General features: G+C 65.0%; 24 protein-coding genes and 2 pseudogenes. 9 read left to right on the forward strand and 17 right to left on the reverse strand.

Annotation, left to right across the window (positions count from 1 at the left end; translation table 11 throughout):
* Nucleotides 1–36: 36 nt before the first annotated feature.
* Together MesoLj_RS16690 and MesoLj_RS16695 are read right to left on the reverse strand one after the other, a co-directional pair.
* The gene (locus tag MesoLj_RS16690; RefSeq protein ID WP_202326761.1) at nucleotides 37–309 is read right to left on the reverse strand and encodes a hypothetical protein; all 273 of its coding nucleotides are present in this window, start codon (nucleotides 307–309) and stop codon (nucleotides 37–39) included.
* A gap of 106 nt (nucleotides 310–415) precedes the next feature.
* Nucleotides 416–1,168: a DUF899 domain-containing protein gene (locus MesoLj_RS16695; protein ID WP_202326762.1), complete on the reverse strand. Its 753-nt coding sequence runs from the start codon at nucleotides 1,166–1,168 to the stop codon at nucleotides 416–418.
* A gap of 295 nt (nucleotides 1,169–1,463) precedes the next feature.
* Here MesoLj_RS16695 and MesoLj_RS16700 point away from each other — a divergent pair, with 295 nt between their 5' ends.
* The 3 genes from MesoLj_RS16700 to MesoLj_RS16710 all read left to right on the forward strand — a co-directional run bounded on the left by MesoLj_RS16700 (nucleotide 1,464) and on the right by MesoLj_RS16710 (nucleotide 4,380).
* On the forward strand, nucleotides 1,464–2,684 hold the full coding sequence (locus MesoLj_RS16700; protein WP_202326763.1) for a helix-turn-helix domain-containing protein: 1,221 nt from the start codon (nucleotides 1,464–1,466) through the stop codon (nucleotides 2,682–2,684).
* Between the two features lie 89 nt (nucleotides 2,685–2,773).
* Nucleotides 2,774–3,406: a Vgb family protein gene (locus MesoLj_RS16705; RefSeq protein ID WP_202326764.1), complete on the forward strand. Its 633-nt coding sequence runs from the start codon at nucleotides 2,774–2,776 to the stop codon at nucleotides 3,404–3,406.
* Between the two features lie 143 nt (nucleotides 3,407–3,549).
* Nucleotides 3,550–4,380, forward strand: coding sequence for an aldo/keto reductase (locus MesoLj_RS16710; protein WP_140771148.1), 831 nt, complete (start codon nucleotides 3,550–3,552; stop codon nucleotides 4,378–4,380).
* Between the two features lie 84 nt (nucleotides 4,381–4,464).
* Here the strand turns inward: MesoLj_RS16710 and MesoLj_RS16715 are convergent, their stop codons facing one another.
* Both MesoLj_RS16715 and MesoLj_RS16720 read right to left on the reverse strand, forming a co-directional pair.
* On the reverse strand, nucleotides 4,465–4,836 hold the full coding sequence (locus MesoLj_RS16715) for an endonuclease domain-containing protein (protein WP_202326765.1): 372 nt from the start codon (nucleotides 4,834–4,836) through the stop codon (nucleotides 4,465–4,467).
* Between the two features lie 104 nt (nucleotides 4,837–4,940).
* On the reverse strand, nucleotides 4,941–5,249 hold the full coding sequence (locus MesoLj_RS16720) for a hypothetical protein (protein ID WP_140771158.1): 309 nt from the start codon (nucleotides 5,247–5,249) through the stop codon (nucleotides 4,941–4,943).
* 175 nt (nucleotides 5,250–5,424) lie between these two features.
* Between MesoLj_RS16720 and MesoLj_RS16725 the strand changes: the two genes are divergently transcribed.
* The 3 genes from MesoLj_RS16725 to MesoLj_RS16735 all read left to right on the forward strand — a co-directional run bounded on the left by MesoLj_RS16725 (nucleotide 5,425) and on the right by MesoLj_RS16735 (nucleotide 8,729).
* On the forward strand, nucleotides 5,425–6,084 hold the full coding sequence (locus tag MesoLj_RS16725) for a glutathione S-transferase family protein (protein WP_202327320.1): 660 nt from the start codon (nucleotides 5,425–5,427) through the stop codon (nucleotides 6,082–6,084).
* Between the two features lie 316 nt (nucleotides 6,085–6,400).
* Nucleotides 6,401–7,903, forward strand: coding sequence for an ATP-binding protein (locus tag MesoLj_RS16730; protein WP_202326766.1), 1,503 nt, complete (start codon nucleotides 6,401–6,403; stop codon nucleotides 7,901–7,903).
* 7 nt (nucleotides 7,904–7,910) lie between these two features.
* Entirely contained in the window at nucleotides 7,911–8,729 is an 819-nt protein-coding gene (locus tag MesoLj_RS16735; protein ID WP_202326767.1) for a hypothetical protein, read from the forward strand.
* A gap of 39 nt (nucleotides 8,730–8,768) precedes the next feature.
* On the opposite strand, the gene MesoLj_RS16740 is transcribed toward MesoLj_RS16735, so the two are convergent.
* Nucleotides 8,769–9,410 carry a class I SAM-dependent methyltransferase gene (locus tag MesoLj_RS16740; RefSeq protein ID WP_202326768.1) on the reverse strand — a complete coding sequence of 214 codons (642 nt, stop codon included), beginning with the start codon at nucleotides 9,408–9,410 and terminating at the stop codon, nucleotides 8,769–8,771.
* A 219-nt stretch (nucleotides 9,411–9,629) separates the two neighbouring features.
* On the opposite strand from MesoLj_RS16740, the gene MesoLj_RS16745 reads away from it, so the two are divergent.
* Nucleotides 9,630–11,174 carry an alpha/beta hydrolase gene (locus tag MesoLj_RS16745; protein ID WP_202326769.1) on the forward strand — a complete coding sequence of 515 codons (1,545 nt, stop codon included), beginning with the start codon at nucleotides 9,630–9,632 and terminating at the stop codon, nucleotides 11,172–11,174.
* A 79-nt stretch (nucleotides 11,175–11,253) separates the two neighbouring features.
* Here the strand turns inward: MesoLj_RS16745 and MesoLj_RS16750 are convergent, their stop codons facing one another.
* Nucleotides 11,254–12,276 (reverse strand): aminopeptidase, encoded by a 1,023-nt coding sequence (locus MesoLj_RS16750; protein ID WP_202327321.1) that lies wholly within the window; start codon nucleotides 12,274–12,276, stop codon nucleotides 11,254–11,256.
* Between the two features lie 277 nt (nucleotides 12,277–12,553).
* Here MesoLj_RS16750 and MesoLj_RS16755 point away from each other — a divergent pair, with 277 nt between their 5' ends.
* Both MesoLj_RS16755 and MesoLj_RS16760 read left to right on the forward strand, forming a co-directional pair.
* The gene (locus MesoLj_RS16755; protein ID WP_202326770.1) at nucleotides 12,554–13,441 is read left to right on the forward strand and encodes a transglutaminase family protein; all 888 of its coding nucleotides are present in this window, start codon (nucleotides 12,554–12,556) and stop codon (nucleotides 13,439–13,441) included.
* Nucleotides 13,442–13,635: 194 nt separating this feature from the next.
* Complete coding sequence (locus MesoLj_RS16760; protein WP_202326771.1) at nucleotides 13,636–15,459, forward strand: SLC13 family permease; 1,824 nt, start codon at nucleotides 13,636–13,638, stop codon at nucleotides 15,457–15,459.
* Nucleotides 15,460–15,529: 70 nt separating this feature from the next.
* Here MesoLj_RS16760 and MesoLj_RS16765 read toward each other — a convergent pair.
* The 11 genes and pseudogenes from MesoLj_RS16765 to MesoLj_RS16815 all read right to left on the reverse strand — a co-directional run.
* A pseudogene (locus MesoLj_RS16765) lies at nucleotides 15,530–15,756 on the reverse strand (ABC transporter permease); the annotation flags it as partial.
* Nucleotides 15,757–15,761: 5 nt separating this feature from the next.
* The gene (locus tag MesoLj_RS16770) at nucleotides 15,762–16,601 is read right to left on the reverse strand and encodes a COG3904 family protein (protein WP_202326772.1); all 840 of its coding nucleotides are present in this window, start codon (nucleotides 16,599–16,601) and stop codon (nucleotides 15,762–15,764) included.
* Between the two features lie 9 nt (nucleotides 16,602–16,610).
* A complete protein-coding gene (locus MesoLj_RS16775) occupies nucleotides 16,611–16,976 on the reverse strand; it encodes an Ig-like domain-containing protein (RefSeq protein WP_202326773.1) in 366 nt (121 codons plus the stop codon).
* A 321-nt stretch (nucleotides 16,977–17,297) separates the two neighbouring features.
* A pseudogene (locus tag MesoLj_RS16780) lies at nucleotides 17,298–17,504 on the reverse strand (ABC transporter permease); the annotation flags it as partial.
* A gap of 147 nt (nucleotides 17,505–17,651) precedes the next feature.
* Nucleotides 17,652–18,935, reverse strand: a complete 1,284-nt coding sequence (locus MesoLj_RS16785) for a permease (protein ID WP_446720316.1) — start codon at nucleotides 18,933–18,935, stop codon at nucleotides 17,652–17,654.
* Nucleotides 18,936–19,204: 269 nt separating this feature from the next.
* Complete coding sequence (locus MesoLj_RS16790; RefSeq protein WP_202326775.1) at nucleotides 19,205–19,957, reverse strand: ABC transporter ATP-binding protein; 753 nt, start codon at nucleotides 19,955–19,957, stop codon at nucleotides 19,205–19,207.
* 130 nt (nucleotides 19,958–20,087) lie between these two features.
* Nucleotides 20,088–21,149, reverse strand: a complete 1,062-nt coding sequence (locus MesoLj_RS16795) for an aromatic ring-hydroxylating oxygenase subunit alpha (RefSeq protein WP_202326776.1) — start codon at nucleotides 21,147–21,149, stop codon at nucleotides 20,088–20,090.
* A 376-nt stretch (nucleotides 21,150–21,525) separates the two neighbouring features.
* Complete coding sequence (locus MesoLj_RS16800) at nucleotides 21,526–22,572, reverse strand: ABC transporter permease (protein ID WP_202326777.1); 1,047 nt, start codon at nucleotides 22,570–22,572, stop codon at nucleotides 21,526–21,528.
* A 58-nt stretch (nucleotides 22,573–22,630) separates the two neighbouring features.
* Nucleotides 22,631–23,602 carry an ABC transporter permease gene (locus MesoLj_RS16805; RefSeq protein ID WP_202326778.1) on the reverse strand — a complete coding sequence of 324 codons (972 nt, stop codon included), beginning with the start codon at nucleotides 23,600–23,602 and terminating at the stop codon, nucleotides 22,631–22,633.
* Nucleotides 23,599–25,161, reverse strand: coding sequence for a sugar ABC transporter ATP-binding protein (locus MesoLj_RS16810; protein ID WP_202326779.1), 1,563 nt, complete (start codon nucleotides 25,159–25,161; stop codon nucleotides 23,599–23,601). The genes MesoLj_RS16805 and MesoLj_RS16810 overlap by 4 nt, the downstream gene beginning before the upstream one ends.
* Before the next feature lie 240 nt (nucleotides 25,162–25,401).
* Nucleotides 25,402–26,436, reverse strand: coding sequence for an ABC transporter substrate-binding protein (locus MesoLj_RS16815; protein WP_140771181.1), 1,035 nt, complete (start codon nucleotides 26,434–26,436; stop codon nucleotides 25,402–25,404).
* Nucleotides 26,437–26,440: the final 4 nt, after the last annotated feature.

A 26,440-nucleotide genomic window follows, 5' to 3' on the forward strand; every position in this document is an offset into this window, starting at 1 on the left:
GTGTGGATGTCTTGATATGGCGACAGCGAACCGGCGCTATCGGATCTGGCGGCCGGAAATCACCCGCAGCCAGGGTGCGAGGTGGAAGGCGCTCATCAGCAGGTACATGGCCGGCATCCCGGTTAAAGACGGGCCGGTCAGCGACGAGCCGCCCATGCACAGCATGGCCGCGTCGCCACCTTGAAGACACGAGAGCAGGGCCATCAGAGCGAAGGTCGGTGCCGCCGCGAGACACAGCCAGTCGGCGACGCCAAGGGGGGCGGTATTTTCGGGGGTCGCGCCGCCGGTGCCGGAATGGATGTCGGTCATGGTCCTTTTCCCTAATGATCACGCCAGTGACGAGGCCTGCGCCTGGGTTCCTCGCCCCCAAGGTGGGGCAGGAGGAACCCAAGCGGGATGGCGTCGATCCATCGTCCTATTGTTCGCCCTTGTCGCGGAAGGCGGCTTCGCCGGCGGCGGCCACTTCGGCCCACTTCTTGTCGGCACCGGCTTCGTAATTGTCGTGCCAGTTCCACCAGCTGTAGAGCGGGGTCTGGGGATAGCCTTCGGGCGAGTCCTCCCAGACCTCCTGGCGGCCGAGCGGGGTGGCGTCGAGATAGCTCCAGACCGTGCCCATCGCCTCGTCGCCGCGGCTGCTGATGAAATAGGTGCGGAAGACGCGGTCGCCGTCATGGATGAAGACGTTGTGGCCATGCCATTCGTCGACCCCGAAGTCTTTGTCGAAGCTGTCGGTGATGGTGTACCAGGGCATTTCCCAGCCCATCCGCGTCTTCAGCCGCGCAATGTCGGCCTGCGGGGCGCGCGAGGCGTAGGCGAGCGTGGTGTTGCGGGCGTTGAGATGGGCGAGGTGGCCGACCTGGTCGGCGCCGAGCGAGCAACCGCGGCAGGCGTGATCGGGCCAACCATAGACACCCGGCTCGAAGAAGGCGCGGTAGACGATCAGCTGGCGGCGGCCTTCGAACAGGTCGAGCAGGCTTGCCTTGCCGTTGGGGCCCTCGAACACGTAGGCCTTGTCCACTTCCAACCACGGCATGCGCCGGCGTTCGGCGGCGAGCGCGTCCTTGGCGCGCAGCGTCGCCTTCTCCTTCACCAGCATCTTTTCGTGCGCGGCGTCCCATTCCTGCCTCGAAACGATCGGCGGGGTCTTCATCGTCATGTGCTTGGTCATTGGTCTTCTCCTTTGCCAGTCATGGGGCCGTCGCGGCCTGTGGTCGCCCGGGGATCCTGAGCCAGGGTGGGGCGGTGAGGGACGGGTGTTGCATCGTCTGGTCCGGCGCAGCAGGGGTGACGCCGGGCAGGCCCGGTGGCGTCGTTCGATGCGTCGAGAGCAAGGTCGGTTGAGACAGTCATTGCGTTCTCCTTGGTGCGCCGCCCGTTGCCGATGCGGCTTGCTGCTTGGCTGCGGTGACTTAAGTTAGGGCGGTGCTTTTCGAGGTGGGAGTTACAAGTGTGACGGGATTTGAATGGACTCGCTGATCACGGCGGCCGCACTGGCGCTGGCGTCTGGCGATCCGCTCGGCGCGCTCGACCGCGTCGCGCTGCGTGAGGACGCACCGGCGCTGGCGCTGCGCGGCATTGCCATGGCGCAGCTCGGCGACTTCGACCGCGCCAAGCTGCTGTTGCGGCGCGCGGCCCGCGCGTTCAGCCCGAAAGAGGCCGTCGCGCGCGCCAGATGCGTCGTCGCCGAGGCCGAGATCGCGCTGGTCTCGCGCGATCTGGGCTGGCCGGCCAAGGCGCTCGACGCGGCGCGGACCGCGCTGGAAAAGCATGGCGACCGGCTGAACGCGGCGCATGCCGGCCAACTCAAGGTTCGGCGCCTGTTGCTGATCGGCCGCCTCGACGAGGCCGAACATGTGCTGGCGGAGCTCGACCCGACGCCGTTGCCGCCGGCCGCGAGGGCGGCGCACGAGCTCGCCGTCGCCGGCATCGCCATGCGGCGCCTCAGGATCCGTCCGGCGCGCGCGGCGCTGGAATGGGCAAGCAACGCCGCCCGCCAGGCCGGTATTCCGGGGCTCATGGCGGAGGTCGCCAGCGCATCGCTGGCGCTCGAAACACCGGCGGCGCGGCTGATCACGCAAGGTGCGGAGCGGCCGCTGCTGCTCGAAGAGGTCGAGGCGCTGCAGGCATCGCCGGCGCTGATCATCGACGCTATTCGCTATGTCGTGCGCGCCGGCGACAGCACCGTATCGCTGGCGAGCCGGCCGGTGCTGTTCGCGCTGGCGCGTACGCTTGGCCAGGCTTGGCCCGGGGATGTATCACGCGAGGATCTCGTGGCGCGGGCCTTCGGCGGCAAGCACGCCGATGAATCGCACCGCGCGCGCCTGCGCGTCGAGATCGGCCGGCTGCGCGCCGAGCTTGCCGCGCTGACGGATATCAGCGCCACAAAGCGCGGCTTCACGCTGGCGCCGCGCGAGGGGCGCGCGGTGATGGTGCTGGCGCGGCCGATCGAGGAACGGCACGCGGCGGTGCTGGCCTTGCTCGCCGACGGCGAAGCCTGGTCGAGCTCGGCCCTGGCGCTGGCGCTCGGCACTGGCCAGCGCAGCGTACAGCGGGCGCTCGAGCCGCTCGCCGAGGCCGGCAAGGTGCAGTCCTTCGGCCATGGCCGGGCGCGCCGCTGGATGACGCCGCCAGTGGCCGGATTCACGACCACCTTGTTACTCCCGGCGCCGCTGCCGAACGGCTAAGCTGTGTTGATATTCAGGTGAGGCCGGCCTGCAAATGGCGGCCTGCCCCGGATTTCGACACCTTGGATGACGACCATGAGGATCAAGACATGAAGCATTCAGCGGCCGAAATCCTGCGCGAATACGGACCCTTTCCGGGGGTGGAGCGTGTGCATGGGGTGAGTTTCGACGGCGAGAACGTCTGGTTCGCCTCGGGCGACAGGCTGAACGCCTTCGATCCGCAAAGCGGGCAGGCGCTGCGTTCGATCGATGTCGCCGCGCATGCCGGCACCGCCTATGACGGCCGGCATTTCTTCCAGCTCGCCAATGATCGCATCCAGAAGATCGATCCCGATACCGGCAAGGTGCTCGCCACGATCCCGGCGCCCGGCGGCGGCCGCGATTCCGGGCTGACCTGGGCCGAAGGCACGCTTTGGGTGGGGCAGTACCGGGAACGCAAGATCCACCAGATCGATCCCGAGACCGGACAGATCCTGCGCACGATCGAATCCAACCGCTTCGTCACCGGGGTGACCTGGGTGGACGGAGAGCTGTGGCACGCCACCTGGGAGGGCGACGAAAGCGACCTGCGCCGCGTCGACCCGCAAACGGGCAAGGTTCTGGAGAGGCTCGACATGCCTGACGGCATTGGCGTTTCGGGGCTGGAATCCGATGGCGGCGACCGCCTTTTCTGCGGCAGTACGTCCTCCGGGGTGGTGCGGGCGGTGCGCCGGCCGAAATGAGACGGTTCTCCTGGCAGGGACATCAGGGCTGCCAGGCCTGTGTTTGCGAATTTGTCCACCGGTGACTGGCCGTCGCCGCGGCGCGTGCCTAGATAGGCTGCGTTGGGCGACCGCCCGGACATCTCTTCGCAAAGGAACCGACCATGCCCGAACAGATCACGCTGAACGACGGCGCCACCATTCCCCAGCTTGGCCTTGGTGTCTGGCAGGTCGATCATGACATCACCGCGCGAGTGGTGGGCTGGGCGATCAAGGCCGGCTACCGGCTGATCGATACCGCCGAAGGCTACCAGAACGAGGAGGGCGTCGGCGAGGCGATCCGTGCCGCCGATGTGCCGAGAAGCGAGCTGTTCATCACCTCAAAACTGCGCAACGGCGCGCATCAGCGCGATGCGGCCCTGCGCGCTTTCGACGATACGATGAAGAAGCTCGGCATCGAGCAGCTCGACCTGTTCCTGATCCACTGGCCGGTACCCAGTCAGGACAAATATGTCGAGGCCTGGAAGGCCCTGATCGAGCTGAAGCAGGCCGGCCGCATCAAGTCGATCGGCGTCTCGAATTTCAACAGGGATCACCTGGAGCGCATCATCGGCGAGACCGGCGTGGTCCCGGTGGCCAACCAGATCGAACTGCATCCGCGCTTCCAGCAGCGTGCGCTCAGGGATTTCCATGCCCTGCATAACATCCATACCGAAAGCTGGAGCCCGCTCGGCAGCGGCCGGCTGCTCAGCGACCCGACAATAGCGGGCATTGCCGGGAAGCACGGCAAGTCCGCCGCGCAAACGATCATCCGCTGGCACCTCCAGCAAGGGCTGATCGTCATCCCGAAGTCGATCCACCAGGACCGCATCGCGGCCAATTTCGATGTCTTCGATTTCGAACTGGACGAGCAGGACCTGAAGACGATCGCGGGCATGGATTCGGCCGACGGCCGCGACGGGCCGAATCCGGCTACGGCGGCGTTTTTGTTCTGAAGAGCCTTCAGGGAAGCTGCCGATCTCCCCCCTCGTGGGGGAGATGCCCGGCAGGGCAGAGGGGGGCGCTGTCCCGCCGACCTCTCAGGGCGTGCCAGCTAGCCCCGCCACGATGACGATATGCTGGCAGACATTGTCGATGTCGCGGATGACATCATCATTCCAGAACCGCAGCACGGTCCAGCCATCCTGTTCGAGGCGCTTTGTCCTTGACGCGTCGGCGGCTGCAAGGCCTGCATCGGCATGCTGCGAGCCATCGAGCTCCACGATGAGCTTTTTCTGCGGACAGGCAAAATCGACGATATAGCCGGCTATCGGGAGTTGCCGGCGAAAACCCATGCCCATGAGCCTATGCGCGCGAAGCTCGTTCCAGAGCTTCAGTTCCGCGTCGGTCATGGCCTTGCGCATGGACCGTGCGTTTGCTCGGCTCTTAGGAGGCAATGGAGTATGAGGCATGGCTGCCTTTTAGATTGACGCTTGCGCTCTACGGCGCCCCCCTCTGTCCTGCCGGACATCTCCCCCACGAGGGGGGAGATCGGCGGCTTCACCGTCCGCGCTGGTCAAATCCCCGAGCCATCCAGCTGTTGCGCATCGTCGCCTTCCCAGGGAGCGGGCATCGAGCCGCCCCGACTGAGATTGGCCGAGGGCAGGGGCATCCAGCATTTCAGCTCCGGCTCGGCATATTCGACGACGCGGCCGGGCGAGGAGTCCGACGCCCGCCAGCCTTCCCCGGCGAACTGGTCGCCGCGCGACCAATAGGCGAGGTCGACTTCCGCCGGCCCCTGTTCGGAGGGGCGCACCGTGACCAGGATCCGGCTGCCGTCCATGGGCGCTGTCGACATGTGGCGCCACCGTTCGGGCTCGTCCATCGTATTTCCTCCTGCTTTTGGTGCGAGAGGAAGTGTCGCCTCGCCATCGGGGCCGGTCAACTCAAACTTTGTCGGATTGCACCGTCCACTTTCGTCCTTGGTCTGGCGATGTTGGCCAAGACAAGGAGAGGCATTCATGAGTGACAGGGTCGAGCCGGTGCAGGCAGCGGGCGAAATGAAACTGTATTTCAGCCGCAACCCCAATCCGCGCCTGGCGGTCGCGGTGGCGCGTTACCTCGAGGCGGGGGTGACCTTCGAATTCGCGTCGCCCTTCGCGCCGGGGCAAGCGCAACGATTTCGGCCGCTCAATCCCAACCTTTCCCTCCCCATACTGGCCTGGCCGGGCGGCAGCCTGTGGGAGACCGATGCCATAGCCTGCCGACTGTCGCGCGACATGCGCTCGGATTTCTGGCGCTCCGGCGATGACGAACCGGAGATGATCCGCTGGCTGAGCTGGGGCAAGGAGAATTTCGCCAGGGCCTGCGACATGGTGCATTTCGAGCGTGGCACCAAGCAGCGCTATCATCTGGGCCCGATCGATCATCAGCTGGTCGAGGAGGGGTTGGGTCTGTTCCACAAGATGGCGGCGATCCTTCAGGCCGCACTTGCGGGCCGGCAATGGCTGGTCGGGGATCGGGTCTCCTATGCCGACTTCCGCATGGCAACGTTCCTGCCTTTCAACGATGTCGGGGGGCTGCCGCTTGGTGATTATCCCGTGCTTGCCGAGTGGTATCGCCGGCTTGAAGGCATCGAGGCCTGGCGTGATCCGTTCAACGGGCTCGACGCGCCCGAACTGCCGCCGGTGCCGGGGCAAGGCGCGGAAGCGACAACGTAAAGGTGAAACCGACGGCCGGCGCATACAGAGAGGAACTTGAAGACGCCGGCCGCCATTTGGGGCGTTGGGTGCATCCCGTTGGGGCGCGATGCAGGGTCAGGCTAGGCGGATGGACGGCATCTTCAATAGGAACGCCTGCCCATGGTGAATGAGGGGTTACTATCCACAGGCCGGCCGGGCGATGACCACTCTTCGCCCGGCCTTCACCGTCTCTCGCAACTGTGTGCAACACCCGGCAGTCGGCCATCAGTGCTCGACGGGCAGCGCCTGGGTTGGTAAGCCCCATGCCGCGCAGGAGACCTTATTGAGTCGAGACATGACCGTTGCGATCGAGATGGGACACACCACGGCGGGCGCCCCAGCCAACCTCGATCTCGAGGAACTGCTGGCGACCCGCCTTCTGGTGCAGGGCAATTCCGGCTCCGGCAAGTCGCATCTCTTGCGCCGCCTCCTGGAACAGAGCGCGCCCTGGGTGCAGCAGACCATCATCGATCCCGAGGGCGACTTCGTCTCGCTCGGCGAGCGCTATGGCCATCTGGTGATCGATGCCGAGGAGCATACCGAGCGCGGCCTGCAGGCGGCCGGTGAGCGGGCACGCATCCACCGCGTCTCGACCGTGCTGAACCTCGAAGGGCTCGACGCGGAAAACCAGATGCGGCGCGCCGCCGCCTTTCTCGGCGGGTTGTTCGAGGTCGCTCGCGACCATTGGTACCCGATGCTGGTGGTGGTGGACGAGGCGCAGCTGTTCGCGCCGGCGGTGGCAGGCGAGGTTTCCGACGAGGCGCGCAAGCTTTCGCTTGGCGCCATGACCAATCTGATGTGCCGCGGCCGCAAGCGCGGGCTGGCCGGCATCATCGCCACGCAGCGTCTGGCCAAGCTCGCCAAGAACGTCGCGGCGGAAGCATCTAACTTCCTCATGGGCCGCACCTTCCTCGACATCGACATGGCGCGCGCCGCCGATCTGCTCGGCATGGAGCGGCGCCAGGCGGAAGCCTTTCGCGATCTGGAGCGCGGGCAGTTCATGGCGCTGGGGCCCGCGCTGTCGCGCCGGCCGCTCGGCCTGCGTATCGGGCCGACCGATACCAGCCCGCGCAACGGCACGCCGCGGCTGATGGCGATGCCGGAGGCGACCCTGGAGGATGCCCGCGCGATCATCCTGGCGGCACCGCCGCCCGAGGCGGTACGCGCCCCGCGCCGGGTGGCGTCGCCGGACCTGCTCGACCAACTGATGGCGGCGAAGTCGGCGGCGTTGGAAATCCGCCCCGAACCGGCCGAGCCGCAAATCAGCGCCGAGGACCTGGCCGATCGGCGCGAACGGGTCGACCGCGTGCTGAGCGCCATTCTTGCGCAACCCGACGCGGGTTTCCGCGTCATCGGCGTGCTCTACCAGGAATTCGTGGTGCGCTGCCGCATCGAGGGCCTCGCCTCGGTGGTGCCGGATCTGCCGGAGTTCCGCCGCATGCTGACGCGCGCGCGCGCCGGCCTCGGCTCCGAGACGACGCAGGATGACGCGTGGCGGGACGTTTCCGTCCGCGCCTCGCTGCTGCCCGACGACATGCAGGGCGTGTTCATGATGATCGCGCGTGCGGCGAAGGAGGGCTGGCCGTGCCCGAGCGACGCCGCGATCGCGCGCGCCTATGGCTCACACTCGCTGCGCCGCGCCCGGCGCCTCCTGACCTATATCGAGGAGCAGGGCCTCATCGTCTGCCAGCTCGACGGCACGGGAAAGCGCACCGTGACGCTGGTCGAACTCGCCTGGGCCACGGCGCCCGGCGATCCCAATGCCGAGGAGGCGGAGCAGGGGAGCCTGGCACTGTGAGACGGCCATGACGCTTTCAGCCCACGGTGGATCCCAGACGCAGCATGGCGGCAATGCCGCCCGGGTGCGCATCATGGGGACGCCGAGATCCGGCACGAATCTCGCCAAGCACCTTGTCGAAACCCATCTTGGCGTGCCCGTCGTCTTCGACCAGGGCTTTTGGAAGCATGGGATCTTTCCGGCGCTGATGAGCGGGCGCGACCTCGGATATGGCGGCTTGCCCATCATCGTGATGAGCAAGGACCCCATTACCCAGCTTCTGTCATGGTTCCGTTTCACCAGGAACCGCAGCATTTTCAGGCCGGCCAGACATCTCGGTCCGTTCCTGAACGGGCCTTTGGAAATCAGGCAGGATTTTACGCAACCGAGGCAGATGGAATACAGGTTCCGCACGCCTGCCGACTACTGGAACCAGTTCTATTTCGCCATGGAAGCCCTGCGCCGCACCGGCGCGCCGGTGCATTTCACATGTTATGAGCAGCTCGTTTCCACGCCGGCCCTTTGCCTGAGTTCGATGTCCCGTTTTCTCGATTTGGCCTCGCCTTTCGACGCCGGCGCCTCGGTGACGGTCCCCCGCTACGCGATGGGGGCAAGCAATGACATCGACCGGCCCGCCGATCCGGCCGCCAATCAGGGGCCGTTCGATCCCACGCGCGCGGATCTGGCATCGGCGCTTGCCAGGATCGGATGGCGCAATGCGCGCCGCATCCTGCGCGACATCGACGATGACGTGCTCGATGCGACGGGCCGGGCCGGATTTCGCAAAACCTGCCGGAAAGCGATTGGTCCCGCGGCGATACTGAGGTCGCTGGTGGGTTTCTGGTGAGAGGTGGCGGACGCCGGCAAGCTTGACGTCACCGGCCCGTCAACCCGTAAAGGGCGCCGCAATGCCGGCGTGATGGCTGCCCAATTGCCAGAAGGGCAGGGGGAAACGCCCGTGCTGCTGCTCGGTGAGGCTGAAGCCGGCGGCGCGGATCAGGCCGAGCGGATCGCGGTTGAGATGGCAGCCGCCGGCGAGGCGGCCCCATAGCCCGTTGAGGCGCTGTTGCCAGCGGCGGCACCACTTTCCCTCGGCCTGGCCGTGCTCGATGAAGATCAGCTGGCCCGTGGGCTTCAGGATGCGCCGGATTTCGCCGAGCGCCGCCTCCGGGTCCGGAATGGTGCAGAAGGCATAGGTGACGACGACCGTGTCGGCGAGGCCATCGGCCAATGGCAGGCTTTCGCCGCTCGCCCGCAGGCACTCGACCCGGAATGGCAAGGCACGGCTCCTGGGTCCGGCAAGGCCGAGCATCGTGCCGTCGGGATCGACGCCGATCAGCCACTCCACCTTGGCGGGGTCGTAATAGGGAAGGTTGAGACCGGACCCGAAGCCAACCTCGACGACAATTCCCTTTGCGCGCGGGATCACGCGCCCGCGCATCCGCGCGAAGGCGCCGGCCGAACAGCCGGCGTGGACGAGGTAGGGGGCAACGCAGCGCGCGTACCAAGAGAGACAGGTCTGGCACATGGCTCAGCCTCCGTGCCCGATGTTGGCAGGGGCGGCAGGGGCGGCGCCGCCGGCAAGCGGTTCCGACATGCGATGGCTTGATGTATTGACCGGGGACATTTCTCGCTCCAAGGGAGTCTCCTGATCGGGCCCCATTGGCCCGACGTCGCGGGGGATGGATAGATGGCCGGCGTCCCCTCAACGTCCTCTCTGCATCCTTGCGCGGCCGCGTGCGGATCGATGGAGCTGATACAACTCAGACTGCTGGGGTTTCCGGAGTTCCGGCTCGACGGCCGGCGGGTGGAGCTCGCCTTGCGCAAGGCGGCCGCGCTCGTCATCTTCCTCGCCGAGACCGGTGGGCCGGTGGCGCGCGACGTCGCCGCCACGCTGCTTTGGCCCGAGGCCGACGCGGAAGCCGCCCGCGCCCGCCTGCGACGCACGCTCTACAAGATCCGCGTCGCCTTCGGCGAGGAGGTCATCGTCGCCAACGCGGCATCGCTGAGCCTGCGCCCGGCGCTGTCGGTCGAGGCCGATTCCCGGGCCTTCGACCGTGCCTGCGATGCCGGACTGCTCGACACGGCCGCCGGCCTCTACACCAGCGACTACCTCGCCGGCTTCTCGCTGCCGGATTGCCCCGAATTCGAGGAATGGGTGTTCTTCAGGCGCGAGGCCTTGCGCAGCCGGCTGGTGCAGGCGCTGGAGCGGCTGGTGGAAGCCAAGATCGCCGGCGGCGATGCGCGCGGCGCTGTTCTGCACGCCACGCGGCTTGCCGCGCTCGACCCGCTGAGCGAAAGCGCGCACCGCCACCTCATCCGCGCCCATCTGGCGGCCGGCGACAGGGCGGCGGCCGAGCGCCAGGGCGAGACATGCACGCGGCTGCTGCGCGACGAACTCGGTGTGGCGCCGGACCCGGCCACGCTCGCCCTGCTGCGCGCGCCGACGCCCGACCCCGAACTGGAGATGCCCAGGACCCGCTATGTCGAGGTGGACGGCATCCATGTCGCCTACCAGACCATCGGCAACGGCCCGGCCGACATCGTGCTGGTGCCGGGCTTCATCTCGCATGTCGAGCGGATCTGGGAAGACAGGAGCTGCCGCGCCTGGCTCGGCGCGGTGTCGCGGCTCGGCCGCCTGATCCTGTTCGACCGGCGCGGCATGGGCCTGTCCGACCGCGTCGGCGCCCGCCCGACCGTCGAGGCGACCGCGCGCGACATTCTGGCGGTGATGAACGCGGCCGGCAGCCGCAAGGCGTTGCTGGTCGGCGCCTCGGAGGGCGGGCCGGGCTGCATCCGCTTCGCCGTCGACCACCCCGACCGGCTGACCGGCCTGGTTCTGTGGGGCTCGCTCGCCAAGGGCAGCCACGCGCCCGACTACCCCTTCGCGCTGACATCGGCGCAATACGATCTCTGGCAGCGGCGCCTGCTCGCCGGCTGGGGCGGCCCGGCGGAAATCGAGACCTTCGCGCCGAGTGTCGCCCAGGACCGCCAGGCACGCGCCTGGTGGGCCGGGCTGCTCAGGGCGGCCTCCAGCCCCGGCGCGGTGGCGGGCCTGCTGCAGGCGCTGCGCGATGCCGATGTGCGGCCGCTGCTGCCAAAAGTCTCGGCCAGGACGCTGGTCCTGCACCGCACCGGCGACCACGCCGTGCGCATCGAGGCCGGGCGATACCTGGCGGCGCGGATCGCGGGGGCCCGTTTTGTCGAGGTGGAAGGGGAGGATCACTGGTTCTGGGTGGGGGAGCAGCGGGCGCTGCTGGAGGCGATCGCGGCGATGGCGGGCGGACGGTGAGGGTAGGCCCGTTTCCGCGCGTGACGGCCATATCAGGCATTGGTCGGGGCCGAGCTTGCGAGGCCCGGCTGCCGCGACGTCAATTACACGTCGTCGCGGTCCTCAGTGCCTCCGCACGGGAAGGCTGGGGCAAGGCCGCGATGCGCCGAACGGAAGCATAGAACCTTGGATAGTCGCCGGAGCACAAATCATACAGGCGAAGGAACGCCGGGACCTGCTCGCCATAGACGGACGTCGCGGCGAGCTTTGCGTTGTTGATGGGGCTCTTGAACCAGGCATCGTATCCGCTGTATCCGGCCCAGCGCTTGTCGCGCATCTGCCGGTAGCGTACCCGCAGCCTGTCGATCGTGGCTGTCTTGGCGGCAGCCATCTGTTGCGGGGCGCGGGGACTTCCGTAGACCTGCCGCAACTCTTCACGCGTTTGCGCGATCAGTCCGAGAAAATCCGCGCTGCGCTTGCGGCCGGCTTCGTAGCGGCGCAACCCGGCGCGATCGCCGGTGATCCGGAGCCATTTCCTCACGCCGCTGGTTTCGACGGCGACCGCGAACGCCTCGTTGAACGCGGAGTCGTTGTTCACATAGATTTTCTGATGCGCCAGCTCATGGAAGATGAGGCCCGCAATATAGGCGTCGTCCTGACGCAGCATGGTGCTGAGCAGCGGGTCGCTGAACCAGCCCAGCGTGGAATAGACGGTGACGCCCGAGACGTAAACGTCCAGCCCCTTTCGCTGCAGGTCGCCAGCGCTTTCAGCCGCTGATTTCTGGGAAAAATAACCCCGGTACGGAACGCAGCCGAAGACCGGAAAGCACCATGTTATGGGTGTGAGCGAGAATTGCGGCGCGGCAAAAACGGCAAAGGTCACATTGTCCCGGCCGATGTCGACATAGCTTCGATAGCTGCTGTTGTCGGGCAGCGCCAGCTCATCCGTGGCAAAGCGACGTATGGCGCTCGCCGACGTCAACTTGGCGCGCAATGCCTCCGGCGTCGAGGGATCATGGATGAGCCTTCCGACATTCTTGCGCGCCGCCATGATCCGCACATGGCCCTCGAGCGACTGCGCATAATAGGAAACGCTGGTGCACCCGGCCACGCAGGACGCCATCACCACAGCGGCAAGCAATCGAAAAAAGCGCTTCACAGCTTGCCCTGCTCATCTCCCCATGGAGCGATTGCCCCATTTGCCCTAGTGTCTCAAACAGGCGCATCGATTTTCGTCAAGAGCTGGCTGGGCCGGCGGCCTTGGTTGCGCCAGGGAATGAACCGGACATAGGCGCCACCTATCCCTTGCTTCCGATCGGTCGCCTTGGCCATGCCGTGAAATAGCTGTACGCAGAAATCAGGAACGGAACAGACCATTCGGAAGCCGGGACGGACGCCAAATGGCGCGAATCAAGATTGTCCATACGACCGAGTACACCTACCGCAATCCGGTCGGTCTTCTGCGTCACCGGCTGATGGTGCGGCCCGACGACAGCCACGATTTGAGACTGCATCAAGCCGATGTCAAGATTGAGCCGGAGCCAGCCTGCATCCACTGGAAGCACGACACATTCGACAATTCCATCTGTTTCGTCGAATGGCCTGAAACGCTCAGGACCAAGCGCCTAAGCATCGTCTCGACGCTGGACTTGACGCATCATCCCGAAGGCCCGCCGCTCCCGCAATACAGCCTCGAGACCGCGGCCGAAAAATTCCCGCTCTCCTACGACCAGGGCGAAACCGCTGATCTGGGGCGTCTGGCCGAACTGCAAATGCCGGACACGGACCGCAAGGTCGAGGCCTGGGCGCGACGCGTGGTCGCCGAGGCCGGCAGCACGGACACGTTGAAAGTATTGGAGGCGATGACCCGCGCCATCCAGCAGCAATTCCGCTACGGCGCCCGCCATGAGGAAGGCACGCAGACAGCCGCCCAGACGATCGAGCTCGGCACCGGTACCTGCCGCGACTTCGCTGTCCTGATGATGGAGGCGCTGCGAAGCTTCGGCCTGGCCACCCGCTTCGTCACCGGGTACCTCTACGACGACACCTCCGGCACCACGCGCGGAGGCGGCAGTACGCACGCCTGGTGCGGTGTCTATCTTCCGGGCGCCGGCTGGGTCGAGTACGACCCGACCAACGGGCTGGTCGCGGGCGCCAACCTGATCCGCGTGGGGGTGACCCGCGAAGCCTCGCAGGCCCTTCCAATCTCGGGAGGCTTTGTCGGCAGCGCCGGAGATCCGACCGGCATGCATGTCGACGTATCGGTCTCCGCGGTTCCGATACGCTGAAGCATCTGCCGTCGAAGGCAGTCTTCCCCTGGTGTCGGTGCATAAGCCTTGCTGGCGGGAATCCCGACTCTCGGATAGCCTTCCACTTGAACGAACGCCTTCCATTCCGCCGCCGACCGCCAACGACGAGCCAAGATACCTTCAATCGAGGACATCGCCCGCGCGGGTTGGCTGCCATTGAACAGGGACGCAAGATGAATGCAGAACTCGGGCTTGTCCTTGCCCTGCTGGTCTCCGCGATTGTCATGTTCGCGGTCAACAAGCCAAGGTTGGACGCCGTCGCGCTTATCATGCTGGTGGCGCTGCCTTTTACCGGCGTGCTGTCGATGGGAGAGGCGCTGGCGGGCTTCAGCGATCCGAACATCGTCCTCATCGCGGCTCTTTTTGTCATCGGCGACGGATTGGTGCGCACGGGTGTCGCCCAGCAGCTCGGCGACTGGCTCATTGCAAGAGCGGGATCAAACGAGCTCCGGCTGACCGTGCTCCTCATGCTGGTCGTCTGCTCGCTGGGGGCGACGATGAGTTCGACGGCGGTAACCGCGATTTTCATCCCCGTCGTACTGCGTATTTCGCAAAGCACCGGCATAGGCCCGGGACGGCTGATGATGCCGCTCAGCTTCGCTGCCCTCATCAGCGGCATGATGACCCTGGTGGCCACCGCGCCCAACCTCGTCGTCAACAGCGAGCTCGAGCGGCACGGTGTGCCAGGCTTTGGCTTCTTCAGTTTCACGCCGTTCGGCCTTCCGGTTCTTGGTCTTGCGGTTCTGTACATGATCTTTGCCCGACGCTGGCTGCCTGGCGAAAACGAGCCGAAAGCATCCCAGCAGGCGACGTTCGGGGCGTGGGTGGAGGAATACAGGCTTGCTCACCGAGAGCGGCGGGTGAAGATTTCCGACCGGTCTCCCCTGGTCGGAAAGAACCTGGAGCAGTTGGACCTGCCAAGCACATCGGGCGCCAACATCCTGGCGATCGAGCGCAGCCACAAATTCCGCAAGGAAATTCTCAGGCCTACCGTCAACACGGAATTGCAGGCCGGCGACATTCTCCTGATCGACCTGACGGCTCCCGGCGGTCAATTCGACGAGCTCCAGGCGCGGATGGCCCTGGAAGACCTGCCATTGAGCGGCGGCTATTTCGCGGATCGATCACAAGAGATCGGCATGGCGGAGACCATCGTGCCGCCGACGTCGGAACTCGTCGGCAAGACTGTGGTGGAGGCCGATCTGCGGACGCGGTTCGGGTTGACGGCCGTCGGCCTGAACCGCGGCGACGGCCCGCACACGGACAATCTCCTGGCCGAGAGGCTTCAGACCGGCGATACGTTGCTGGTGATCGGATCCTGGAAGGAAATCGAGCGGTATCGGACCGATACGAAAGATCTTGTCGTCATCAAATTGCCCGTCGAGATCGAGGAACGGCTTCCAGTCCCCGGAAAGTCATTGCACGCGGTGATCTGCCTGCTTTTCGTCATCGGCCTGATGGTCAGCGGCATCGTGCCGAATGTGCAGGCGGCCCTCATCGGCTGCCTTCTCATGGGCGTGCTCGGCTGCGTCGACTTCGCGAGCGCCTATCGATCGATCGACTGGAAAACGATCATCCTGATCGTCGGCATGTTGCCGTTTTCCGTCGCCCTGGAGCGAACCGGCGGCGTCGACCTGGCGGCGGAAGGCCTGAAGACGCTCACCGCCGGGGCCGGAAACAGCATTGTCCTTGCCATGCTGTTCGCCATCACGGCCGCCCTGGGCATGTTCATCTCGAACACGGCGACCGCGGTGCTGATGGCTCCGGTCGCCCTTGCCGTGGCCCACGAACTGGGTGTGTCCCCCTATCCATTCGCCATGACCGTCGCGCTGGCGGCCTCGACAGCCTTCATGACGCCGGTTTCCTCGCCCGTGAACACGCTGGTGGTCGCGCCGGGACGCTACTCCTTCGGGGATTTCGTCCGCATTGGTGTTCCCTTCTCCTTCATCGTCCTGATCGTGAGCGTGATCCTGGTCCCGTTGCTGCTGCCTTTTTGAGGTGGAGCGGGTGGGATTTGGAAGCGGGTTCGTTCTGCGGGCCATTGCGGCCAGTCAACTCAGTCACGCCCTACCTTTCCTCCACGATCCGCAAATAGGCCGCCGTCACGAACAGCACGATCCGACCGAACAATATCCGCCGTGCCCCCTCCGGCATCTGCAAAATCGTCAGCAGCGTCGTCAGCAGGGTCAGGATGAACGCGCCGAGATGGTGCCGGTGTAGCCGCCGAAGATGGAGGTGCCGCCGAAGACGGCGGCGGCGACCGAGGGCAGTACCAGCGGCTCGGAGAGTGAGAGCTTTCTCACTGCACGATATTTTTCGCGGGCGGTTCAGCCACAAGCGGCATGCCAGTTCCACTGACGATGTAGCCCGGATCATCGGAGTACGAGAAGACTTTTGTAATGACACCTGATTTCAGTGCTTCAGCGCTTTGGACATTGTAGAGGCCGTAAGGGGTGGCCAGCCCCATCATAGCGAACACATCGTGGCTGCTGACGCCCATGTCTTCCAGGTAGGAGGAAAGCACCTGTTTCAACTCAGGATCGGATTGCGTCGAAATGGCATCGAGGTCTCTTCTCCCAGTCTGCTCGGATCCTCTGTAGCCATTGACCGTTATTTGGTGGAGGCCTATGCGGGCGTTGGCAGCTGCGGCGCGGACCTTGCCACCCATGAAGGCTAACGGGCAAGCCGAGAAGCAGTAGGCGCCTCCTGAATGGACTTCGCCTTGCGACCAACCGTTCTCGACGATTTGTTCTGGACAGCGCGGCACAAGCGTCGGGCAGCCGTTCAACTTCGTTCTTCCTACTGCGGTCTCCAGGCCGGCGGTCCGGATCATGCGTCCAACCGCAAGCGCGGCTCTCACATCCCCGCCTGGAGACTGAAACACTACAGGTAGTTTCTTGCCCTTAAGGCGTTTCAGAAACTTCTTGAACCGCCTGTCGGTGTCGCCTGTTATGGCGCCTTCGGCTGATATCCATTGGACGCAGGTTTGGGTGCAGTCGCCGTTGCGAACCAGAGTGAAATTCATCGGCCACTCGTCGGGCGATTGCTGTTTCTCGGCGGCCGACGCCATCGCAACCAAGGATATAAGAGATGCGGCAATGCTTACGCAAAAGGCCGACAGCAAGGCAATGCGAACCATGATGGCGGCTCAGTTGACCTTCATGGTCATGGTGACTGTGGACTGCCCGTGATTGACTTGGCTTTTGCCGTTGGCGACGAAAACAAAGGTGTCGGTGCCCTTGAAGCCGTTTTCTGCCTGATAGGCGATGGTCGAACGGTTGGGGAGGGTGACCACACCATGCTTAGGGCGGGAAACGATTTTAAGACTGAGGGTACCGCTGGCGTGCATCGGAAATACGCATTTTTGCCCGCCGTGGACCATGGCGCTGCCATTGGCGTCCACGCCGAGCCAGAAACGCAATTGCCATGGACATTCGAGCGCATGGGCGGGCGCTGCAAGGCCCAGGGCGAGAAGGCTCGCGAGGGCAAGGGCTGAAAGTCTGGTGGGAACCATGGAATGGCACTTTCTTGCTAAAGAAGGGCGGATGCAGCAGCTTTTCGAAATCGCCAGTCTAAATATGGTGGCAGCGTCCGACGAAACTCCTCGGGCTGCGGAATTGTCTTGGCCGTCAAAAAATAGCGCCGGCTTTTTCTCGGAGTTTTCGACATACTAATCAGCCCCCGCTTCTAAATGTGGATTTCTGCATATTGGCGCTATGTCGTGCAATAGATTTATTCAGTATTTGAAATTGGGGTCGTGAATTGGATGCGCTTGACGCTATCTTGTGGGCCTTGTTTGTTGTCTCCACACGCCGCCATCTTGACTCTTCTCGTATTACCGCTCCTCCACAATCCGCAAATAAACCGCCGTCACGAACAGCACGATCAGTCCGAACAAGATCCGCCGTGCCCCCTCCGGCATCTGCAGCGTCGTCAGCACGGTCAGGATCAGGGCGCCGATGAGGGTGCCGGTGTAGCCGCCGCGGCCGCCAAAGATGGAGGTGCCGCCGATGACGGCGGCGGCCACCGAGGGCAGCATCAGGAAGCAAGCCGCAGGGTGGGACCTGAATAAGTGTGTCGTAGGCCGAGGCGTTGCGCCCACGCCATTCAAGGTCCGCTTAGCGCCTCATTTAAATTGCTGGAGTCGGATTTTGGACGAAGATGATTGTCGCAGACAACCCGGATTTACCTATCCCGTCGCTTTTGGCGCGGCAAAATAAGCTACCACCAGCGTCAGTACGGTCAGAATCCCGGCAACGACGCTGGCCGCTGTAATGCCACCAGCGTAGAGGGCGGCTGTGCCTGCCCAGCCCACCGACGAAAACCCTTCGGCGAATGTAGCGATCCGCGAGGAGGTCTGGCGACGATGAAACTGGGCACGCCGCGCCTGCGCGCGGAACCAAAGCTGGATCATCGTCGCCGAGATCGCGGCCAGTGCCGAGCCGGCTGCCAGAACCAGCGCGTGTCGCGTCGAAACCAGTGCGAAAGCCAGGACGAATGGGGCGATGACGACTATGATTGCGCGCAAAACCGCCTCGACCTTTGCGCGTATGATGCTTGTCGCGGTCACCGGCGCGGTTGCCACCAGATCGGGTGCATCCTCACCGGAAATGGCAAGCCAGGCCAGGCCGCCGGCCAACTGCCCGGATGCCATCACCAGCACGGGGATGATCAGAACCAGAGCGTCCGTGCCGTGGCCATAACTCTTCCACAGCAATATAGCGGGTGGCAGCATATAAAGCAGCTGCATCAGGCTTTGCGATATGAGCCAAGGATCGCGAAGCAACAATGTCCATTCCTTTGAACGCAAGGCGTGTCCCGGCGACGTCAGACGAAACGACGCCGCCTTGCCTTGGCGGATCAAACCGCTTTCGCCAATGTTGGCGGTGAGCGCCGTGTAGCGCACGAAACGCCATGAGAAAACTGCAATGGCGGCGGCGGCCAAAGCCACCGCACAGCCAAGCACCCAGGCCAGCCTCACGCCGTCGCCAAGCGCGGCCCTCGCCGGCCACCACACCAGGCTGTCCTCGGGCGGCGAAAGCGCGATTACCCACTCGTCCCGCAAGACCGCCAGTTGCGAGAGCGTGTCGGTCGTGAAGATAGCGATGACCTGCAGAGATATGACGAACAGCGCGCCGACGATTGCGGCCACAAACTGGGCGGCAAATCGCGTGCGCCGTGGGCCGACGACGTTGAATAAAAACGCCGTCAGCGTGATGGCCAAAGTAGCTGCAACGCACCCCGTCGCGAACACCACGCCATAGGCGGCCAGCCATTGAGCCCCCAGGCGCCAAGCCAGCACGTTGATGAAAGGCGATGCGATCACCATCGCCATCGTGGCGATCGAAATCGCGATCATCGTCAGGCGCACGACAAAGACCCGCCGTAGCGCCACCGGGGATGAATGCAGCAATTCCAGATCGGCGCGGGCATACAGCACGCGGGTCGCCGCCTCCATCGCCTGCGAGGTCATCAGGAAGAAATAGAGCAGAACACCGCTGGTCAGGAGTAGATAGTTGGCGCGCGAAACGGGAAAATCGGCGGCGGTGAAACGTCCAACCACAAACAGCGCAAAGGCATGCGCGAGCAGCACGCCGACTATCAAGAGTATGCCTAACTTGCGCGAACGCCCCTTCTTGCCCGCAGTGAAGAGATAAAACCAGTCGCGCCACGAGAGGCGCAATTCATGTGCCGCCAGCCAACCGATCGTTGCGGGACCGGCGATCGTTGCGGGATGGGCGCTCATGCCGCTTCGGCCACCAGAGCCAGGAAGGTATCTTCCAGGGTTCCCACCCCATGGCCGACCTGCCGCCGCAGTTGCTCGAAAGTGCCCTCGGCGATCAGCCTACCCTTGGCAATGACTCCGATGCGCTCAGCCATGCGTTCGGCCACTTCCAGAATGTGCGTCGTCATTATGACCGTTGCGCCGGCATCGACGCGTTCGCGCAACACCCGCTTGACCTGACGCGCCGAGCCGGCATCAAGGCCGGTCAGCGGCTCGTCGAGGATGATGATTTCGGGGTCATGGACCAATGCTCCGGCCAACGCCACCTTCTGTCGCATGCCCTTCGAAAAGCCGCCGCAAAGCGTGTGTGCATACGGTGTCAGGTCCAGCAGATCGAACAGCTGCCTTGCCCGTTCCTGTGCCGTGCTTGCCTTGACGCTCCACAGACCGGCGACGAATTCGAGATATTCGAATGGCGTGAGCTTGTCGTAGATCATCGGTTCGTCCGATATCCAGGCAATAATGCGTTTGGCTTCGATGGGGCTTCGGAGCGCGTCGCGACCAGCAATGGTGATCGTTCCGGCATCCGGTTGCAGCAGCCCCGCTACCATGCGCAGCGTCGTTGTCTTTCCGGCGCCATTTGGGCCAAGAAGGCCGTAAAACTCGCCCGCCCTGACGGTCAGGTCGAGGCCAGCCACCGCAGGCTTGTCGAAGCTTTTGTAGAGCCCACGAATTTCGAGCGCGTTCGCAGTCGTCGTCTCAGCGGCCATGGCAATCTCCAATGGATGGAGTTGGTAGCCCGGCAACGGTTTCCCAGGGGTGAAGGCCGCACCTGCGCGTGAGCCACCGTGTCCCATTGGTTAACGAATGGTAATCGGACCCTGTGCACGCCAGGGGCGGTTACAGAGCCAGTGCCGCAGCGACCCGTTCCTGGAAATACTGCACTCCCCGCTCATGCCGCCCCGAAAGCGGGCCGGAGCTATAGGCCCCCGCGGCATAGTTGCGATGCGTATCGGCGCAGATGGTGTAGTCCTCGCGTACCACGGCCAGGGTGCCTTGCACGGATTTCGCCCTGCTCTCGGATGCTTCCGCAGAGGTGTCGGCAAAGAAGAAATGGTAGTGCTGGTCTGTGTGATGCGGTGAGGTCGGGTTGATCCGGCTAACGTTCATGCCGCCGTCGAAAAGCGACAGCGTCCAGTTCGGCCACATCCAAAGCCATTTGCCGCGATAGAACAGACCGTCTTTCGGCGGTGCGGTCATCCGGACATAACCGGGATGGGCGGTGGTCTGGAAAGCTTCGAAGTCGATGGCAGCGTAGAACGAGGGATGCGTGCCAGGGATGTGGTAGCCTTCGACGAAATTGTCGGTGTAGATCTTCCAGTTCGCCGCAAAGCTGACAGTGGCCTGATCGGTGGCGGCATAGGTCTCCAACGGCTCGTCCGCCAGTTCGGCGGGCAGAGAGCCAAGTTGATCCAGAAGACTTTCCTTCGGGTCCAGTGCCGCGAAGAGCAGCCCGCGCCATTCGGACAACTGCACCGTCTCCAGCGGCCAGTCTTCGGCGATGATCGCGGGATCCTTGCCATACCATGGGGCCTGCACCAGCCGTCCGGTGTCGGCAAAGGACCATTTGTGATAGGGACAAACGATCAGCCCACATTTGCCCGCGCCATCGGCCAGAAGTTTCGCCCCCCGGTGGCGGCAGACGTTCTTAAATCCGCGCAAGGTCCCGTCCCGGCCCCGGATGGCGAAGACCGGCGTGCCGGCGATGTCGATCGCAAGGTATTGACCTGATGTCGCGACCGAGGCGACAGGCCCCATGAACTGCCAGGTGCGCGCGAAGATGTCGCGCCGTTCCTGCTGCCAGATATCATCGCGGACATAAAGCGACGGGTCCAGGTTCAGGTATTGCACGGGCGGAGTGTCTGATGGCGTGTGGTCGAGTCGCAAGGTGTCTGGCGTCATAGGCTAACCTCCAGTTGCGGCAATCCTGTCGTAAGCGCGGTGACATCGCAAGGGACCTGGCTCTGCTGCGCACAGCCTGTAAGCCGGCGTGCAATTTTGCTTTGGCGCGGATTTGCTGGAGTTGCGGTTCATTTCCAATTCACCGACCTGGTTGTCGACCGCGATCATCAGGTCGGATGCCTTAACCGCGGCACAGGTTCCAGGCCGACTTCGAGCCCAGTTCGTTGTCCGCCTGATGAACGGCGGGTATCAGAATGGTGCGGTTCGCTCGCGAACGAAGGGATGGGGTCGGTTGCCGGATGGCAGCTATCCGCCGAGCGCGACCGAAACCCGAAAGTCAGCAGCCGGCCTCGCTGCGGCCATTAACTCATCCTCCCTACCGCTCCTCCACAATCCGCAGATACGCCGCCGTCACGAACAGCACGATCAGCCCGAATAATATCCGCCGTGCCCCCTCCGGCATCTGCAGAATCGTCAGCAGCGTCGTCAGCACGGTCAGGATCAGGGCGCCGATGATGGTGCCGGTGTAGCCGCCGCGGCCGCCAAAGATGGAGGTGCCGCCGATGACGGCGGCGGCGACCGAGGGCAGCACCAGGGGTTCGGCGAGCGAGAGCGATGGGGCCTTGATCAGGCCGATATAGAGCAGGCCGGTGATGCCGGCGAGCACGCTCGATGTGATGTAGAGCGCGGTGATGACCTGCCAGTATTGCACGCCCGACAGGCGGGTCGCGCGCTCATTGTCGCCGACGGCGTAGAGCAGGCGGCCGAAGCCGGTGCGGGCCAGCGTGAAGACGATCAGCGCCGCCAGCGGCACGTAGAGCAGCAGCGCGTTGGGGAAGCTGAAACCGATGCCTGCGTCGGTCAGCCACTGGCGCGCCGCCTCCGATGGCACCCATGCGTCCGGCAGGCGGGTGACGCCGGTGCCGAGCCAGGCCAGGAAGTCGGGGATCTTGGCGCCCGACGCGATCACCGTGCGCTGGTAGACCTGCAGGCAGCCGGTGCCGATCAGGCTGGTGCCCAGCGTCATGATCAGCGGGTGGACGCGGAAGACGCCGACGCCGATGCCGTTGACGAGGCCGATCAGCACCGCCGGCATCATCGCCAGCAGGAAGGCGATGGCCGGGTCCTGGTTGACGATTTGCGTCGCCATGATGAAGGCGCTCATCGTCGCCACCGTGCCGACCGACAGGTCGATGCCGCCGGTCAGCATGGTCATGGTCTGGCAGCCGGCCAGGATCGCCAGCGGAATGGCGAACTTGATGGTGTTGGCGATCCAGCGCTCGTTGACGATGCCGGGGCGCAGGATCTGCAGGATCACCACCAGGATAACGAGCAGGATGATCAGCGGCACCAGCGGCCGGTCGGCCATGAAGCGTTTTATCCGGCGGCCGAAGGGGACGGGGGTGATCGCGGTGGTGCTCATGGGGTTTGCCCGATGTTCTGGGAGGGTAGCGCTCTACGCTCTATATTTCTCTCTCCCATCATTGCCGCCCCCGCATGGTGATGAACGCTCCGAACATCACCACGGCGACCATGATCAGGCCCTCGATGATGGCGGTGACGTTGGGGTCGATGGCGAGCAGTGTGAGATCGGTGCGCACCAGGCGCAGCACGAAGACGGCGATGATCGGGCCGAGCAGGCCGCCCTTGCCGCCGCCGAGCGCCACGCCGCCCAGCACCACCGCGGCGACGCTGGCCAGGAGATAGGGGCCGGGGATGGGCGCGCCGATGCCGGTGCTCATGGTCAGCGCCAGCCCGCCGAAGGCGGCGAACAGGCCAGACAACGCATAGGCGATGATGCGGGTGCGCTTGACCGGCACGCCTGAGCGGAACGCGGCCAGCTCGCTGGAGCCGATGGCGTAGATGGAGAGGCCGAGGCGCGAGCGCCGCAGCGGTATCCAGATGATGGCGAGGCAGACGACGAGCACCAGCAGCGCCTTGGGCAGCCAGGCGTCGATGGCGTCGGGCAGGCCGGGGATCGGCACGGTGCCGGAGATCAGCGCCTTCAGCCATTCGGCCGCGGCACCGCCCGGCGCGTCGAGCACCAGAAGGGCCGCGCCCTGCAGCACGAACAGCATGGCGAGCGTCACGACGATGTCGGGCACGCGGGTGACGACGATCAGGAGGCCGTTGAGCGCGCCGAGCACGAAACCCATGGCGAGCACGAAGGGCACGACGAACAGCGCGTATTCTTCCGACGCGCCCGCCATCATCGAGGCGGCGGTGACGCTGGTCAGCGCCATCATGGCGGCGACCGACAGGTCGATGCCGCCGGCGATGACCACCACCGTCTGCGCGGCGACGGCGAAGGCGTAGGGCAGCACGGCCCGCGCCAGCGAGCCGAAATCGCCGCTGCCATAGCCGGGCTGGATAAGCTTGGTGGCGATGAACAGGACGACGAGGAGAGCGAACAGGCCGATGACCCAGCCCTGGCGGCGCAGGAAATGGTTCATGGCGCCGTCCCCGAAGACGGGGGATTCGAAAGCTCAGCGGAAGATTGGGGATCCGCCAGGATGCCGACATCGGCCTTGGCGCCGCGCGGCAGGCCATAGGCGGCGCGCATCAGCGCCGGCTCGTCGGCCTCCTCGACCGGGAAGATGTCGACCAGGCGGCCGCCGAAGATGACAATCACGCGGTCGCAGACGCGCTGCACCTCTTCGAGTTCCGAGGTGTAGAACAGCACCGACTTGCCGTGGCCGGCGAGTTCGCGCAGCAGCTTGTAGATCTCCTGCTTGGTGCCGACATCGATGCCCCGCGTCGGGTCGAAGCACAGGATGGTGCGGGCGTCCGCCGCGATCCAGCGGGCGATGGTCACCTTCTGCTGGTTGCCGCCCGACAGGCGCTGCACCTCGCCTTGCGCGCGGGTGTCGATCTGCAGCCGCTCGATGGCGCTGAGCACCTTCGCGCGCTCGCGGCGCATGGGAATTGGCCCCCAGTTGCGCAGCGCGGCGCTGAAGGGCAGGGCGATGTTTTCACGCACCGAGCGCTGCATGGCGAGCGCCTCGGACCGGTCGCCCGGCACATAGGCGATGCCCGACCGGATGGCGTCGATCGGATGGGAGAATTTCACCTGTTGGCCATCGACCTCGATCGTGCCGCCGGAGGGCCGGATCGAGCCGGCAAGGGCGGAAAACAGTTCGTCCTGGCCCTGGCCTTCCAGCGCCACCACGCCGGCGACCTCGCCGTCCCGGAGTTCGAAGGAGACGTCGTTGAGCTTGGTGCCGACGCGCAGGTTTTTCACGGCGATGCGCGGCCGGGCGGGGGCGGGCGCGGCCTTCTCGGCGGCACCGCGGGCGGCGACATGGGTCTTGACGATGCGGGTGCCGAGCATCAGCTCGACGATCTTTTCCTCGACGCCGGGCACGATGTCGACGACGCCGACGGTCTCGCCGTCGCGCAGCACCGTGGCGCGGTCGCAGAGCGCCGATATCTCGACGAAGCGGTGCGAGATGAAGATCACGGCGCGGCCGGCGTCGCCCTGGCGGCGCACCACTTCCAGCACCTTTTCGGCGAGGTTGGCCGGGAGTGCGGCCGTCATCTCGTCGAGCAGCAGCACATCGGGCTCGACGGCCAGCGCGCGGGCAAGGTCAAGCACGCGCAGCACGGCCAGCGGAATGTCGCGCGCAGTGTCGCGCAAATCGAGGTCGGCTATGCCGAGTTCGCGCACCCAGGCGCGGAACGGCTCGACCGGCGTGCCGGTGAGCCGCAGATTGGACAGAACGTCGAGATCGGGGATCAGCGACGGCTCCTGGTAGACCGGCAGCAGCCCGGCGCGGCGGGCGGCGGCGGGCGAGCGTATGTCGCGCGCCTCGCCCCGGATCAGGATGCGGCCGGCATTGGCCGATATGGCGCCGGTCAGGATCTTCACCAGCGTCGACTTGCCGGCGCCATTGGCGCCCATCAGCGCATGCACCTCGCCCGGCAGCACGGAGAGCGACGCGTTGCGCAGTGCCGCGACCGCGCCGTAATTCTTGGCGACGCCTGACGCGTCGAGGAGGGGGCTGGTGGTCAAATGGTTTGGGTCTCGATTTATGTGGTCTGTTCAATGCACCAGTACGCCAGGCTGTGCGCGGCGTACTGCTGAAAAGCTCCCCCTTCTCCCCTTGTGGGAGAAGGTGTCGCCGAAGGCGACGGATGAGGGGTGTTCCAGCGGAGTGAGGCGTCGGCGTTCCCTGGAACACCCCTCATCCGTCTCGGCGCTAGCGCGCCGATCCACCTTCTCCCACAAGGGGAGAAGGCAGAGGCGTAGCGCTTACTCTCCCGGGCCCTTGCAGGCCACGATCTGGTCCTTCGTATACGTCGTCCAGTCCGGGATCGAGATCGAGACCGGCCATTCGGGGCTGAGCGACGGGTCGGCGGCGGCCTTCAGCTTGGCCTTGCCTTCCTCGGTGGCGTTTTCCCACAGCTGCGGGTCGACCAGCACGGTCTGCTGTGCCGGCTTCTTGCCGTCGAGGATCTGCAGGGCCAGCGTCACGCCAGCGCCGCCGATCGAACCGGGGTTGGTGACGGCAGCACCGACCAGGCCCTTGACCGAGCTCAGCTGGCCGACGAAGCCGGCATTGTCGGCGCCGACCACCGGCACCAATGGCGCCTGCGATTCAACCAGCGCGTCGACGATGACGTTGTCGATGCCCGACGTCCAGACGCCGTTGAACGGCGTGCCGGTGGCGAGGAATGACAGCATCTGCTGCTTGGCCTGGTCCTGCTGCCAGCCGGTGAAGACTTCCTGGGCGACCTTCACGTCGGGGAATTCGGCCAGTGCCTTCTTGAAGCCTTTGTCACGATCGCTGTCGGCGGAAGCGCCGGCGGCGCCGCGCATGTAGAACACCTCGCCCTTGCCGCCCATCTGCTGGAACAGCCACTTGGCGCCGAGATAGGCATACTGCTCCTGGTTGTTGGAGATGATGTAGGCCGACGGTTCGGTGACCGCCTGGTCGACGGCGACGACGACGATGCCGGCCTTGGTGGCTTCTTCCAGGCCCGCCTTGATGCCGGCCGGATCGGCGGGGTTGACGACGATGGCGTCGACCTTGGCGCTGATCAGGTTGCGGATGTCTTCCAACTGGCCGGCGGCGTCGGTGTTGCGGTGGGCGATGTTGAGCTTGGTAACTTCGCCCGAAGCCAGCGCCTGCGCCTTCATGGCGCATACCATCTCCTCGCGCCAGCCATTGCCCTGCACGGTGTTGGAAATGCCGATCGTGTATTTGCCGGCGGCCGACGAGACGCCCACCGAGGCCAGCAAGGCCGCGCCCGCAAGGAGCGGGACCATGGTCAGGATTTTCTTCATTTCA

This window comes from Mesorhizobium sp. 113-3-9 (assembly GCF_016756515.1).
Lineage (GTDB): Bacteria > Pseudomonadota > Alphaproteobacteria > Rhizobiales > Rhizobiaceae > Mesorhizobium.